Source organism: Bacillus sp. FSL M8-0063 (genome assembly GCF_038005545.1).
Taxonomy (GTDB): Bacteria; Bacillota; Bacilli; order Bacillales; family Bacillaceae_G; genus Bacillus_A; species Bacillus_A wiedmannii.
This window is the reverse complement of the sequence record NZ_JBBOTJ010000001.1, coordinates 3,390,165-3,404,073: the sequence shown is the minus strand read 5'-3', so window position 1 is coordinate 3,404,073 and position 13,909 is coordinate 3,390,165. Positions and strand designations below refer to the sequence as shown.

The 13,909-nt window shown below is 37.9% G+C and carries 14 protein-coding genes; all 14 read left to right on the top strand.

The annotated features are described in order from the left end of the window. A complete protein-coding gene (gene rimM / locus MKX31_RS17135; protein WP_000170282.1) occupies positions 1–516 on the top strand; it encodes a ribosome maturation factor RimM in 516 nt (171 codons plus the stop codon). Continuing rightward, positions 516–1,250, top strand: coding sequence for a tRNA (guanosine(37)-N1)-methyltransferase TrmD (gene trmD / locus MKX31_RS17130; RefSeq protein WP_064475006.1), 735 nt, complete (start codon positions 516–518; stop codon positions 1,248–1,250). The genes rimM and trmD overlap by 1 nt, the downstream gene beginning before the upstream one ends. 146 nt (positions 1,251–1,396) lie before the next feature. Next, positions 1,397–1,741 carry a 50S ribosomal protein L19 gene (rplS, locus tag MKX31_RS17125; RefSeq protein ID WP_001186518.1) on the top strand — a complete coding sequence of 115 codons (345 nt, stop codon included), beginning with the start codon at positions 1,397–1,399 and terminating at the stop codon, positions 1,739–1,741. A gap of 101 nt (positions 1,742–1,842) precedes the next feature. Then, the gene (lepB, locus tag MKX31_RS17120) at positions 1,843–2,394 is read left to right on the top strand and encodes a signal peptidase I (protein WP_000711857.1); all 552 of its coding nucleotides are present in this window, start codon (positions 1,843–1,845) and stop codon (positions 2,392–2,394) included. Between the two features lie 20 nt (positions 2,395–2,414). Further along, positions 2,415–3,305: a ribosome biogenesis GTPase YlqF gene (ylqF, locus tag MKX31_RS17115; RefSeq protein WP_048546006.1), complete on the top strand. Its 891-nt coding sequence runs from the start codon at positions 2,415–2,417 to the stop codon at positions 3,303–3,305. A gap of 52 nt (positions 3,306–3,357) precedes the next feature. Beyond that, positions 3,358–4,131, top strand: a complete 774-nt coding sequence (locus tag MKX31_RS17110; protein WP_064475007.1) for a ribonuclease HII — start codon at positions 3,358–3,360, stop codon at positions 4,129–4,131. A 194-nt stretch (positions 4,132–4,325) separates the two neighbouring features. Continuing rightward, positions 4,326–5,486, top strand: coding sequence for an ADP-forming succinate--CoA ligase subunit beta (gene sucC / locus MKX31_RS17105; protein ID WP_001020778.1), 1,161 nt, complete (start codon positions 4,326–4,328; stop codon positions 5,484–5,486). Between the two features lie 19 nt (positions 5,487–5,505). Then, positions 5,506–6,408, top strand: coding sequence for a succinate--CoA ligase subunit alpha (sucD, locus tag MKX31_RS17100; protein WP_000115178.1), 903 nt, complete (start codon positions 5,506–5,508; stop codon positions 6,406–6,408). An 87-nt stretch (positions 6,409–6,495) separates the two neighbouring features. Then, positions 6,496–7,365: a DNA-processing protein DprA gene (gene dprA, locus MKX31_RS17095; protein ID WP_088047267.1), complete on the top strand. Its 870-nt coding sequence runs from the start codon at positions 6,496–6,498 to the stop codon at positions 7,363–7,365. A gap of 144 nt (positions 7,366–7,509) precedes the next feature. Then, entirely contained in the window at positions 7,510–9,588 is a 2,079-nt protein-coding gene (gene topA / locus MKX31_RS17090) for a type I DNA topoisomerase (RefSeq protein ID WP_001286953.1), read from the top strand. A 48-nt stretch (positions 9,589–9,636) separates the two neighbouring features. Continuing rightward, entirely contained in the window at positions 9,637–10,941 is a 1,305-nt protein-coding gene (gene trmFO / locus MKX31_RS17085) for an FADH(2)-oxidizing methylenetetrahydrofolate--tRNA-(uracil(54)-C(5))-methyltransferase TrmFO (protein ID WP_064475009.1), read from the top strand. A gap of 65 nt (positions 10,942–11,006) precedes the next feature. Then, positions 11,007–11,906 carry a tyrosine recombinase XerC gene (gene xerC, locus MKX31_RS17080; RefSeq protein WP_001101235.1) on the top strand — a complete coding sequence of 300 codons (900 nt, stop codon included), beginning with the start codon at positions 11,007–11,009 and terminating at the stop codon, positions 11,904–11,906. Positions 11,907–11,948: 42 nt separating this feature from the next. After that, positions 11,949–12,491 carry an ATP-dependent protease proteolytic subunit HslV gene (gene hslV, locus MKX31_RS17075; RefSeq protein ID WP_000526271.1) on the top strand — a complete coding sequence of 181 codons (543 nt, stop codon included), beginning with the start codon at positions 11,949–11,951 and terminating at the stop codon, positions 12,489–12,491. A gap of 22 nt (positions 12,492–12,513) precedes the next feature. Beyond that, on the top strand, positions 12,514–13,905 hold the full coding sequence (gene hslU / locus MKX31_RS17070) for an ATP-dependent protease ATPase subunit HslU (protein WP_000550070.1): 1,392 nt from the start codon (positions 12,514–12,516) through the stop codon (positions 13,903–13,905). The last annotated feature ends 4 nt before the right edge of the window (positions 13,906–13,909 follow it).

Sequence of the window (13,909 nt, the reverse complement as noted above, 5' to 3'; positions counted from 1 at the left end):
ATGACAAAATGGTTTAACGTAGGGAAAATTGTAAATACTCATGGCGTAAGAGGAGAAATTCGTGTTATTTCTCGTACTGATTTTCCAGAAGAGCGATATAAAGTAGGAAACACGTTATACATAAGTAATGAGAAAAGTACAGACTACCTTCCAGTGAAAGTAACTTCTCATCGTCAACATAAGACATTTGATCTATTAACATTTGAAGGATACAACAATGTTGATGAAGCAGAGAAGTTTAAAGGTTCTTTAATAAAAGTACCAGAAGAGCAGTTAGGTGAATTAGCTGAAGGTGAATACTACTACCATGAAATTATTGGTTGCAGTGTTGTAACGGAAGAAGGAGAAGCGTTAGGAACAATAAAAGAAATTTTATCTCCTGGTGCAAATGATGTTTGGGTAATTAAACGTCCAAAAGGTCAAGATCTATTAATTCCTTATATTGATGATGTTGTACTTCAAGTTAACATTGAGAATAAATTAGTAACCATTCATGTAATGGAAGGGCTATTATAATGAAAATTGACATTTTAACATTGTTTCCAGATATGTTTACGGGTGTGTTTGGATCTTCAATTTTAAAGAAAGCACAAGAAAAAGAAGCAGTAGAGCTTCGTGTTGTCAATTTTCGCGATTATACAACGAGTAAGCATAATAGCGTAGATGATTATCCGTATGGTGGTGGCGCTGGGATGGTATTAACCCCCCAGCCTATCTTTGATGCAGTGGAAGAGTTAACGAAGGAAACAGACCGTAAACCGAGAGTTGTCCTAATGTGTCCACAAGGAGAGCGTTTTACGCAGAAGAAGGCAGAAGAACTTGCTGAAGAAGAGCATGTTATTTTTGTGTGTGGTCATTATGAAGGGTACGATGAACGAATTCGTGAGCATCTCGTAACGGATGAGATTTCTATCGGTGACTACGTATTAACCGGCGGAGAGTTAGCCTCTATGGTTATTACGGATAGTGTCGTACGTCTCCTCCCGGGAGTGCTAGGAAATCATGCTTCACAAGTCGAGGATTCGTTTAGTACAGGTTTATTAGAACATCCTCATTATACACGTCCAGCTGATTTTCGTGGTATGAAGGTACCGAATGTACTGATGTCAGGAAATCATAAAAATATTGATGAATGGCGACACAAAGAATCACTACGTCGTACGTACACGCGTAGACCGGATTTACTGGAAGAACGAGAATTATCTAAGCAAGAAGCGAAATGGCTAGAACAGATTAAAGAAGACAAGTAAGGGCTTGATATATTTTCTATTGCAACAGTCCTAGCAATATGCTATTATAACACTTGTGCTACTGAAAACAGTGGCCGTATTAACGATGTTCCGCTGTAATTTATTAAGACTTTATAAGAGCATCTGTTTAAAGGAGAGAATTTAATATGCAACAATTAATCGCAGAAATTACTCAAGGCCAATTAAAAACTGACCTTCCTTCATTCCGTCCTGGAGACACTTTACGTGTACACGTAAAAGTAGTTGAGGGAACTCGTGAAAGAATTCAGCTTTTCGAAGGTGTTGTAATTAAACGTCGTGGTGGCGGAATCAGTGAAACATTCACAGTTCGTAAGATTTCTTACGGTGTAGGTGTTGAGCGTACATTCCCAGTTCACACGCCAAGAATCGCGAAACTTGAAGTACTTCGCCGTGGTAAAGTACGTCGTGCTAAGTTATACTACTTACGTAACCTTCGCGGTAAAAAAGCACGTATTAAAGAAATTCGATAAGACATGTATGGGAGCTTGTAAATACACAAGCTCCCTTTTTCCAATCTATATAAAATTTTGATATAATACGAGCAGCTTACATAATCGTGGAGGGGAAATGCATGAAGAAAGAAAAGAGTTCACTTTGGGAATGGATCAAAGCAATTTTGATTGCTGTTGTATTAGCAGGTGTTATTAGACAGTTTTTCTTTGCGCCAATTCTCGTAGATGGAGTATCGATGGCGTCTACTTTACATGATCGCGATCGAATGATTGTCAATAAAATTGGTTATCACATAGGAGATCCGAAAAGATTTGATATTATCGTATTCCGAGCGACGGAAGATAAAGATTATATTAAGCGCATTATCGGCCTGCCAGGCGATGAAATAGAGTATCGTAATGATAAACTATATGTTAACGGAAAGGCTTATGAGGAGCCGTATTTAGACAAGCAAAAAAAACAAATTGCTGACGGACCGCTTACATATGATTTTACTCTTGAAGAAATGACAGGGAAGAAAACTGTTCCAGAAGGTCAATTATTTGTTTTAGGCGATAATCGTCGTTTTAGTAAAGATAGCCGTTCGATTGGTACAATTTCAATGGACCAAGTGATTGGAAAAGCAAATATACTATATTGGCCGTTAAAAGATGCTCGTATTGTGAAATAAAAGAAAAAGAAGGTGGCAACATGGTAATTCAATGGTTCCCGGGACATATGGCAAAGGCTAGACGCCAAGTAACAGAAAAATTAAAGTTAATTGATGTTGTAATTGAGCTTGTAGATGCTCGATTACCTTTATCTTCTCGAAATCCAATGATCGATGAGATTATTACACATAAGCCGAGGCTTGTTGTTTTAAATAAAGCGGATATGGCAGATGATCGTTTAACAAAGCAATGGATCGCATATTTTAAAGAAAAAGGCCAGATGGCAATTTCAATTAACGCACAAGCTGGACAAGGTATGAAGGAAATTGCAGCGGCTTGTAAAGTGTTGGTGAAAGAAAAATTTGATAAAATGGTTGCAAAAGGTATTAGACCAAGAGCAATTCGGGCATTAATTGTAGGTATACCGAATGTTGGTAAATCTACGTTAATTAATAAGTTGGCGAAGAAAAATATCGCTAAAACAGGAGATCGTCCTGGTGTGACAACAGCTCAACAATGGATTAAAGTTGGGAAGGAAATGGAACTGTTAGATACACCGGGTATTTTATGGCCTAAATTTGAAGATCAATTAGTGGGTCTTCGTTTAGCGACAACGGGCGCAATTAAAGATTCAATTTTAAATTTACAAGATGTTGCTGTTTACGCTTTACGTTTTATGGAAAAACATTATCCAGAACGATTGAAAGATCGATATAATTTAAATGAAATTCCAGAAGATATTGTGGAGTTATTCGATGCAATTGGAAAAAATAGAGGCTGTTTAATGGGCGGCGGAATGATTGATTATGATAAAACATCTGAGCTTATACTTCGTGAGCTTCGTGGTGGAAAACTTGGAAAAATGACGTTTGAAACACCAGAAGAGTTTGCGGAGCAAGTAGAAGGTGTTGAAAAAGTAGAAGAAGTATAAGACGTGCGTTTGTACGTCTTTTCTTTTTTGTATATAAAGGGAGTGTGCGTGAATGCAAAAAGTGACTATTCAAGAAGCGGAACATTTACTGCAAGAAATTATAAGTGAAGAAGACGACCGCTTTCAAATATTAATGAAAGATGAGCGAAAAGGGGTACAAAAGCTCATTTTGAAGTGGCATAAACAAAAAGAGTTAGCGCAGAAAGAAAAAGAAAAGTTTTTCGAAATGTCTAAGTATGAGATTGCATTACGTGAAAAAGGGCTCACATTTATTGCAGGTATAGATGAAGTAGGGCGTGGGCCGCTAGCTGGGCCTGTCGTGACGGCAGCTGTTGTCCTTCCGGAAGATTTTTATATTCCAGGGTTGAATGACTCGAAAAAGCTGAGTGAGGCGAAGCGAGAGCGTTTTTATGATGAAATTAAAACACAAGCAATTGCAATTGGAGTTGGAATTGTATCACCACAAGTTATTGATGAGATAAATATTTATCAAGCGACGAAACAAGCGATGTTAGATGCTGTTGCGAATTTATCTTGTGCACCAGAACATTTATTAATTGATGCGATGAAACTTCCTACACCAATTCCGCAAACATCCATTATTAAAGGTGATGCGAAAAGTATTTCTATTTCAGCTGCATCCATTATTGCGAAAGTAACGAGAGATCGTATGATGAAAGAGCTTGGAGAAAAGTATCCTGCATATGGATTTGAACAACATATGGGATATGGCACAAAAAAACATTTAGAAGCGATTGAAGCGCATGGAGTATTAGAAGAACATCGCAAATCGTTTGCACCAATTAAAGATACGATTCAAAAATAAGCTGCGAATATGCAGCTTATTTTTTTATTTTGGTATATGAACATTATTATTTCCAAAAAAGAATAAAGCGATTTCAGTTTTCTGACACTTTATTGTAGACAGCGTGCCAATCATCTTATACAATGGCAATGTAATGTTTTTTAAACATTAAAAAACTTTTCGAGTAAAACAGGAAAACAGGGGAGGATGGGACCATGAATATCCATGAGTACCAAGGTAAGGCAGTCCTTAAAAGCTATGGGGTTAGCGTTCCGAACGGGAAGGTTGCATTTACAGTAGAAGAAGCTGTAGAAGCAGCGAAAGAATTAGGAACGGATGTATGTGTAGTAAAAGCACAAATTCACGCTGGTGGACGCGGCAAAGCTGGCGGAGTAAAAGTTGCAAAAAATTTAGATGAAGTTCGTACATATGCAGAGAGCATTTTAGGAACTACACTTGTGACACATCAAACAGGTCCTGAAGGTAAGGAAGTAAAACGCTTACTTATCGAAGAAGGTTGCGATATTAAAAAAGAATATTATGTTGGTCTAGTTTTAGATCGTGCAACTTCTCAAGTTGTTTTAATGGCATCTGAAGAAGGTGGAACAGAAATTGAAGAAGTAGCAGAGCAAACACCTGAAAAGATCTTTAAAGAATATATTGATCCAGCAGTAGGCTTACAAGGCTTCCAAGCGCGCCGAATCGCGTTTAACATCAATATTCCAAAAGAGCTTGTAGGACAAGCTGTGAAGTTTATGATGGGCTTATACCGTGCGTTTATCGAAAAAGATTGCTCTATCGCGGAGATCAATCCACTTGTTACAACAGGTGACGGTAAAGTTATGGCATTAGATGCGAAATTAAACTTTGATTCTAATGCTTTATATCGCAATAAAGACATTTTAGAACTTCGTGATCTTGATGAAGAAGATTCAAAAGAAATTGAAGCTTCTAAATATGACTTAAACTACATTCCTTTAGATGGAAATATCGGTTGTATGGTTAATGGTGCAGGTTTAGCGATGGCTACAATGGATATCATTAAACATTACCATGGCGATCCAGCTAACTTCTTAGATGTTGGTGGCGGTGCAACAGCTGAAAAAGTTACAGAAGCATTCAAAATTATCCTTTCTGACAAAAATGTAAAAGGTATCTTCGTTAACATTTTTGGTGGCATTATGAAGTGTGATGTTATCGCAGAAGGTGTTATTGAAGCGACGAAACAAGTAGGTCTTGAATTACCTTTAGTTGTACGTCTTGAAGGTACAAACGTAGAGTTAGGTAAGAAAATTTTAAATGAGTCTGGCTTAAATATTGTTGCAGCAGAATCTATGGCAGACGGTGCACAAAAAATTGTTTCACTAGTGGGCTAATAGAAAGCGGGGGAGAAAAATGAGCGTATTAGTTAATAAAGATACAAAAGTTATTGTTCAAGGTATTACAGGTTCTCAAGGTTTATTCCACACAAAACAAATGATTGAATACGGTACGAAAATTGTCGGTGGTGTAACGCCAGGTAAAGGTGGCACTGATATTGAAGGTGTACCAGTATTTGATACTGTAGAAGATGCAGTGAAAGCAACAGGCGCAAACGCTTCAGTTGTATACGTTCCACCCGCTTTTGCGGCTGATGCAATTATGGAAGCAGTTGATGCAGAAATCGATTTAGTAGTATGTATTACCGAAGGAATTCCTGTATTAGATATGGTAAACGTAAAGAGATATATGGCGGGTAAACATACACGTTTACTTGGACCGAACTGTCCTGGTGTTATTACGCCTGATGAATGTAAAATTGGTATTATGCCAGGGTACATTCATAAAAAAGGCCATGTAGGTATCGTATCTCGTTCTGGTACATTAACGTATGAGGCTGTACATCAGTTAACACAAGAAGGTATTGGTCAATCTACTGCTGTAGGTATCGGTGGGGACCCAGTTAACGGTACGGACTTTATAGATGCGTTAAAAGCATTTAATGAAGATGAAGAAACGCATGCTGTAATTATGATTGGTGAAATCGGTGGTACAGCAGAAGAAGAGGCAGCTGAATGGGTGAAAGCTAATATGACAAAACCTGTTGTAGGCTTCATTGGTGGCCAAACAGCGCCTGCTGGCAAACGTATGGGCCATGCTGGTGCAATCATTTCTGGCGGTAAAGGAACTGCTGCAGAAAAGATTAAAACGATGGAAGCTTGTGGTATTAAAGTAGCGGAAACTCCAGCGGTTATGGGCGAAACGCTAATCTCTGTCTTAAAAGAAAAAGGTCTATTTGAAACTTGTAAAAACTACTAATCTGTTGAAAGACACCTTCTTGCTTGAAGGTGTCTTTTTACGTAATTCTTGTTTACATAATAAAAATTATGGGTAAGGAGAATTAAGATGAAAAGAGAACGATTGTTACATCTTCATTATTTTTTAGCAGATCATTGGAAGGCGATGGAAAGACTACTATATGTCGATCCTGAATTGAAGGGAATATACACGTTTAATACAAAACAAATGGAATACTACACTGGAATATCCTCGAAAAAATCTTCAGAATTAGTAAATTTTCTTCAAAGTTCAAATCTCCCGCAATATATATCTTATTTAGAAAAAAATCGAATCTTTTATATGACTATATGGGATGAAGATTATCCACAATTATTACGTGAAATACAAGATCCCCCCTTTGTGTTATATGGAAAAGGAGAGAAGGGTTTTCTCAATAAAGCGAATAAATTAGCGGTTATTGGAACGAGAGAACCGACTTTATATGGACATGAGAGTTTAAAATTTATTTTACACCCATTATTAGAAAGGGAATGGCTTATTGTCAGTGGGTTTGCAAGAGGGATAGATACAATGTCTCATGAAATTACAGTAAGACGGCATTGCCCGACTATTGCAATACTAGGACATGGATTATCGTATATGTATCCAAAAGAAAATAGACATTTATATGAAACGTGGAATGAATATATATTGTTATTAACAGAGTATCCGCCGCACTATGCACCGAAAAAATGGTATTTTCCAAAAAGGAACCGGATTATTAGTGGTATAAGTAAGGGTGTTTTAGTTGTAGAAGCGAAATCAAGAAGTGGAACACTTATTACTGCGGACCTTGCTTTAGAGCAAAATAGAGAGGTATTTGCACTTCCTGGACCTATATTTATAGATAGTGCATCAGGAACGAATCATTTGATTCAACAAGGAGCAAAACTAGTAAGAAATGCAGAAGATATCTTGGAAGAGGTTTTAAATTAACCGTATATTTTTATGTTTTTATTAAACAATTATTGACAAATGGTAGATAGGCGCTGTATGGTATATTCATTCTTGATTGACAAAAACAAGAGAAATCAATAAGATTGATGAAGACTTGAATCCACCTCTTAAGGAGGCACTAGCATGTCAGATTACCTCGTAATCGTGGAGTCGCCTTCTAAGGCGAAGACCATTGAGAAATATTTAGGGAAAAAATACAAAGTTGTCGCGTCTATGGGACACGTTCGCGATTTACCTAAAAGCCAAATGGGGATAGAAGTAAAGAACAACTTCACCCCGAAGTATATTACCATTCGTGGTAAAGGTCCCGTCTTAAAAGATTTAAAATCAGCGGCCAAAAAAGCAAAGAAAGTCTATCTCGCGGCCGATCCAGACCGCGAAGGGGAAGCAATTGCTTGGCATTTAGCCAATACGTTAAATGTGGACGTTGAATCAGATTGTCGAGTTGTGTTTAATGAGATTACAAAAGATGCAATAAAAGAATCATTTAAACACCCTCGTGCGATTAATATGGATTTAGTAGATGCACAACAAGCAAGGCGTATACTAGATCGTCTTGTTGGTTACAATATTAGTCCTTTATTATGGAAGAAAGTAAAAAAAGGATTAAGTGCAGGACGCGTACAATCTGTAGCAGTTCGTTTAATTATCGAACGTGAAAAAGAAATTCAAATCTTTGAGCCTGAAGAATTCTGGACAATTAAGACAGAATTTGTAAAGGGGAAAGACACATTTGAAGCAAGCTTTTACGGTGTAGATGGTGAAAAAGTTCAATTAACGAATGAAACGCAAGTGAATGAAATAATTGAACAGATGAAAGATAATGCGTTTTCAGTTGAAAATGTAACGCGAAAAGAGCGAAAACGTAATCCTGCATTACCGTTTACAACATCTTCCTTGCAACAAGAGGCAGCGCGTAAGTTAAACATGCGAGCAAAGAAAACAATGATGCTCGCGCAGCAATTGTATGAAGGTATAGATCTTGGAAAGCAAGGGACGGTAGGTCTTATTACGTATATGAGAACTGACTCAACACGTATCTCAGAAACAGCTCAAACAGAGGCGCGTACTTACATTACTGAGGCGTTTGGTGCGGAATACATAGGGACAGAAAAGAAGAAAGAAACGAAAAAGTCGAACGCGCAAGATGCGCATGAGGCAATTCGTCCTACTTCGGTAATGAGAAGGCCAGAGGAACTAAAGAGTTTCTTAAGTCGTGATCAACTTCGGTTGTATAAACTGATTTGGGAGCGATTTGTTGCAAGTCAAATGGCGTCTGCTATAATGGATACTGTGACAGCTAGACTCATTAATAACAATGTTCAGTTCCGTGCAAGTGGATCGGTTGTAAAGTTTCCAGGATTTATGAAAGTGTATGTAGAGTCGAAAGATGATGGGGCTGAAGAAAAGGATAAAATGTTGCCACCTTTAGAAGTAGGGGAAACGGTATTTTCAAAGGATTTAGAACCGAAGCAACACTTTACACAACCTCCGCCGCGCTATACAGAGGCTCGTCTAGTAAGAACACTTGAAGAGCTTGGAATTGGAAGACCGTCGACTTACGTACCGACACTTGAAACGATTCAAAAACGTGGATACGTAGGTTTGGATAATAAACGCTTCGTTCCAACTGAACTTGGTGAAATAGTAATTGAACTTATTTTAGAGTTTTTCCCAGAAATTATTAACATTGAATTTACTGCTAACATGGAGCAAAGTCTTGATGAAGTAGAAGAAGGAAATGCGAATTGGGTAAAAATTGTTGATGATTTCTACGTAGGCTTTGAACCGCGTTTAGAAAAAGCGGAAAAAGAAATGCGTGAAGTGGAAATTAAAGATGAACCAGCTGGGGAAGACTGTGAATTGTGTGATCACCCAATGGTCTTTAAAATGGGTAAATACGGGAAATTTATGGCTTGTTCGAATTTCCCAGATTGTCGTAATACAAAACCGATTGTGAAAGAAATCGGTGTTACTTGTCCGAAGTGTGATAAAGGTCAAATTATTGAACGCCGTAGTAATAAAAAGAAACGTCTTTTCTATGGATGCGGTACGTATCCAGAGTGTGACTTTGTATCTTGGGATAAACCAATTGGTCGTAAATGTCCGAAGTGCGAAGGTATGCTTGTAGAGAAGAAGTTGAAAAAAGGCGTGCAAGTACAATGTATTTCGTGTGATTATGAAGAAGAACAACAAATGTGAGCGTAACTGCTCACATTTTTTTCGGGAAGAAAAGGAAAGGTGATAAATATGACAACACAAGTAGTAAACGTCATTGGCGCAGGTCTTGCAGGAAGTGAAGCAGCTTACCAAATTGCAAAACGTGGTGTCCAAGTGAAATTATATGAAATGAGACCAGTAAGGCAAACGCCAGCTCATCACACAGATAAATTTGCAGAGTTAGTATGCAGTAACTCGCTTCGAGCAAACACATTAACAAACGCTGTTGGTGTTATTAAAGAAGAAATGCGTCTAATGGACTCTGTTATTATTCGTGCAGCTGATGAGTGCTCTGTACCAGCAGGAGGAGCTTTAGCTGTAGATCGTCATGAATTTGCGGCAAAGGTAACGGAGTATGTGAAAAACCATCCGAACGTAACTGTGATGAATGAAGAAATTACTGAAATTCCAGAAGGGCCTACTGTTATCGCGACAGGTCCACTTACGTCTCCTGATCTTGCTGCACAATTAAAAGAATTAACAGGTGAAGATTATTTTTATTTCTATGATGCTGCAGCACCGATTGTTGAGAAAGACAGCATTGATATGAATAAAGTATATTTAAAGTCTCGTTACGATAAAGGTGAAGCTGCATATTTAAACTGCCCAATGACGGAAGAGGAATTTGACCGTTTTTACGAGGCTTTAATTGCTGCTGAAACAGTACCTTTAAAAGAATTTGAAAAAGAAATTTTCTTTGAAGGTTGTATGCCGGTAGAAGTTATGGCAAGTAGAGGAAGACAGACGCTAGTATTTGGACCGATGAAACCTGTTGGATTAGAAGATCCGAAAACAGGGAAAACGCCATATGCTGTTGTTCAGTTACGTCAAGATGATGCAGCAGGAACATTATACAATATCGTAGGTTTCCAAACGCATTTAAAGTGGGGGCCACAAAAAGAAGTGTTACAGTTGATTCCGGGACTGGAAAATGCAGAGATTGTACGTTATGGTGTAATGCATCGTAATACGTTTATTAATTCACCTAACTTGCTTCGTCCAACATATCAATATAAACAACGTGATGATTTATTCTTCGCTGGCCAAATGACTGGAGTAGAGGGATATGTTGAATCGGCGGCATCAGGATTACTAGCAGGTATTAACGCTGCTCGACTTGCGAAAGGTGAAGAGCCAGTTGTATTACCGCCTGTAACTGCAATGGGAAGTATGGCGAATTATATTACTGCGACAAACGCGAAAAACTTCCAACCAATGAATGCAAACTTCGGTTTGTTTGCACCGTTAGAGAAGAAAATTAAGAGAAAAGCAGAACGAAATGAAGCATATGCAACACGCGCTTTAGAAACAATTCAAAATTTTGTAAATATTTAGTTAAATTTCTTGCAAAGGCTACTAAGTTGTGATACGATTTAGTAGCCTTTATTGAGGTGAATTGTGTGAATGTGAAGAAATTGTTACAATTATTCGTTGGATATTTACAAATTGAAAGAAATTATTCAAAATATACAATTGCAAGTTATCAAAATGATTTAGAACATTTTGTGCAATTTATGGAGCGAGAAGGCATATCCTCTTTTTTAGATGTTACATACGCGGATGTTCGTTTGTACTTAACGACGTTGCACGATGAAAAGTTAGCCCGTAAATCTGTCGCAAGAAAAGTATCAAGCTTACGAAGTTTATATCGTTTTTTGATGCGTGAAGGTTATCGGAAAGATAATCCGTTTGCACTTGCGTCACTCCCCAAAAAAGAATTGTCAATCCCAAAGTTTTTATATGCTGAAGAATTAGAGGAATTATTTGAAGTTGCTGATACGGAAACACCGCTAGGTCAAAGGAATCAAGCTTTATTAGAGTTGATGTATGCGACTGGAATCCGTGTGAGTGAATGTGTCAATTTACAACTTACCGATATTGACTTCGCGGTGGGAACAATTTTAGTAATGGGAAAAGGAAAAAAACAAAGGTATATTCCGTTCGGAAGCTATGCGCAAGATGCTTTAATTACTTATATAGAGAACGGGAGAAAACAGTTAGCTCACAAAACTGAAGAACACTCTCATATGGTATTTTTAAATGCGAAAGGCACGCCGCTAACAAGTCGAGGGGTACGCTATGTATTAAACGAACTCATTAAGAAGGCTTCACTGACAATGCGGATAAGTCCCCATATGTTAAGGCATACATTTGCTACACACATGTTAGATGAAGGGGCAGATTTACGTACTGTACAGGAGCTACTCGGTCATGAGAATTTGTCGACGACACAAATTTATACGCATGTCTCTAAAGAAAGATTGCGTTCGGTCTACATGAAGCATCACCCACGGGCATAAATTGCTTTTAAAGCTATAAAAACATATAAAGGAGTTTTTTCTATGGGAAATTTCCACGCTACAACGATATTTGCAGTTCATCATAATGGAGAATGTGCAATGGCTGGAGATGGTCAGGTGACAATGGGAAATGCAGTTGTAATGAAACATACAGCTCGTAAAGTCCGTAAACTTTTCCAAGGGAAAGTTTTAGCTGGCTTTGCAGGTTCCGTCGCTGACGCATTTACTCTTTTTGAAATGTTTGAAGGGAAATTAGAAGAGTACAATGGGAACTTGCAGCGTGCTGCAGTTGAGATGGCAAAACAATGGCGTGGCGACAAAATGTTACGTCAGCTAGAAGCGATGCTCATTGTCATGGATAAAACAACTATGCTTCTTGTTTCAGGTACAGGAGAAGTGATTGAACCGGATGATGGTATTTTAGCGATTGGATCTGGTGGGAATTATGCGCTTTCTGCAGGTCGTGCTTTAAAGCAATATGCAAGTGAACATTTAACAGCGAAGCAAATTGCAAAAGCGAGTTTAGACATTGCTGGCGATATTTGTGTTTATACAAACCACAATATAATTGTGGAAGAATTGTAGAATCGTAAGGGAGGCATTTTATATGCATTTACATTTTACTCCGCGTCAAATTGTGGAAAAATTAGATCAATACATTATCGGTCAAAAAGATGCGAAGAAAGCGGTTGCTGTAGCTTTAAGAAATCGATATCGTCGAAGTAAATTAGCTGAAAATCTACGTGATGAAATTGCGCCTAAAAATATTTTAATGATTGGACCGACAGGTGTTGGTAAAACAGAGGTAGCACGACGAATGGCGAAACTCGTTGGAGCACCTTTTATTAAGGTTGAAGCTACCAAATTTACAGAAGTTGGATATGTAGGTAGAGATGTAGAATCGATGGTACGTGACCTTGTGGAAACGTCAGTTCGTATCGTGAAAGAAGAAATGGTAATTAAAGTACAAGATAAAGCAGAAGAACAAGCGAACCAACGTCTTGTTGAAATTTTAGTGCCGAGTCCGGAGAAACAATCTGGATTTAAAAACCCATTAGAAATGCTATTTGGCGGTGCTCAAAATTCGAATCAAACATCTGATGCACAGGAAGATGTTGAAATTGAAAAGAAACGTCAAGATGTGGAAAGAAAGCTTGCCGCAGGACTTCTTGAAGATGAAATTGTATCGATTGAAGTGACTGAGCAACAGTCTTCCATGTTCGATATGTTACAAGGAACTGGCATGGAACAAATGGGAATGAATTTCCAAGATGCATTAGGAAGTTTTATGCCGAAAAAAACAAAAAAACGTAAACTTTCTGTAAAAGAAGCAAGAAAACTCTTGACAAATGAGGAAGCACAGCGCTTAATTGATATGGATGAAGTTACACAAGAGGCTGTTTATCGTGCTGAACAGCTCGGGATTATTTTTATCGATGAAATTGACAAAATTGCTGGTAAGCAGTCGAATAGCGTAGATGTATCACGTGAAGGTGTGCAACGTGACATTTTGCCAATTGTAGAAGGGTCGAATGTTGCGACAAAATACGGATCAGTAAAAACGGATTATATTTTATTCGTTGCAGCTGGAGCGTTTCATATGTCTAAACCGTCGGATTTAATTCCGGAACTGCAAGGGAGATTTCCGATTCGAGTAGAGTTAACAAAATTATCGACAGATGATTTTGTTAAAATATTAATCGAGCCTGACAATGCGTTAATTAAACAATATATGGCTTTATTAGCGACTGAAGGTATAGAAATTGAATTTTCAGACGAAGCTATTCGTAAGATTGCTGAGATTGCTTATCAAGTTAATCAGGATACAGATAATATTGGAGCAAGAAGACTTCATACGATTATGGAGAAACTCCTTGAAGATTTATCGTTTGAAGCATCTGAAATTACGTTAGAGAAAATAACGATAACACCTCAATACGTTGAGGAGAAATTAGCAACGATTGCTAAAAATAAAGATGTGAGCCAGTTTATTTTGTAATAGT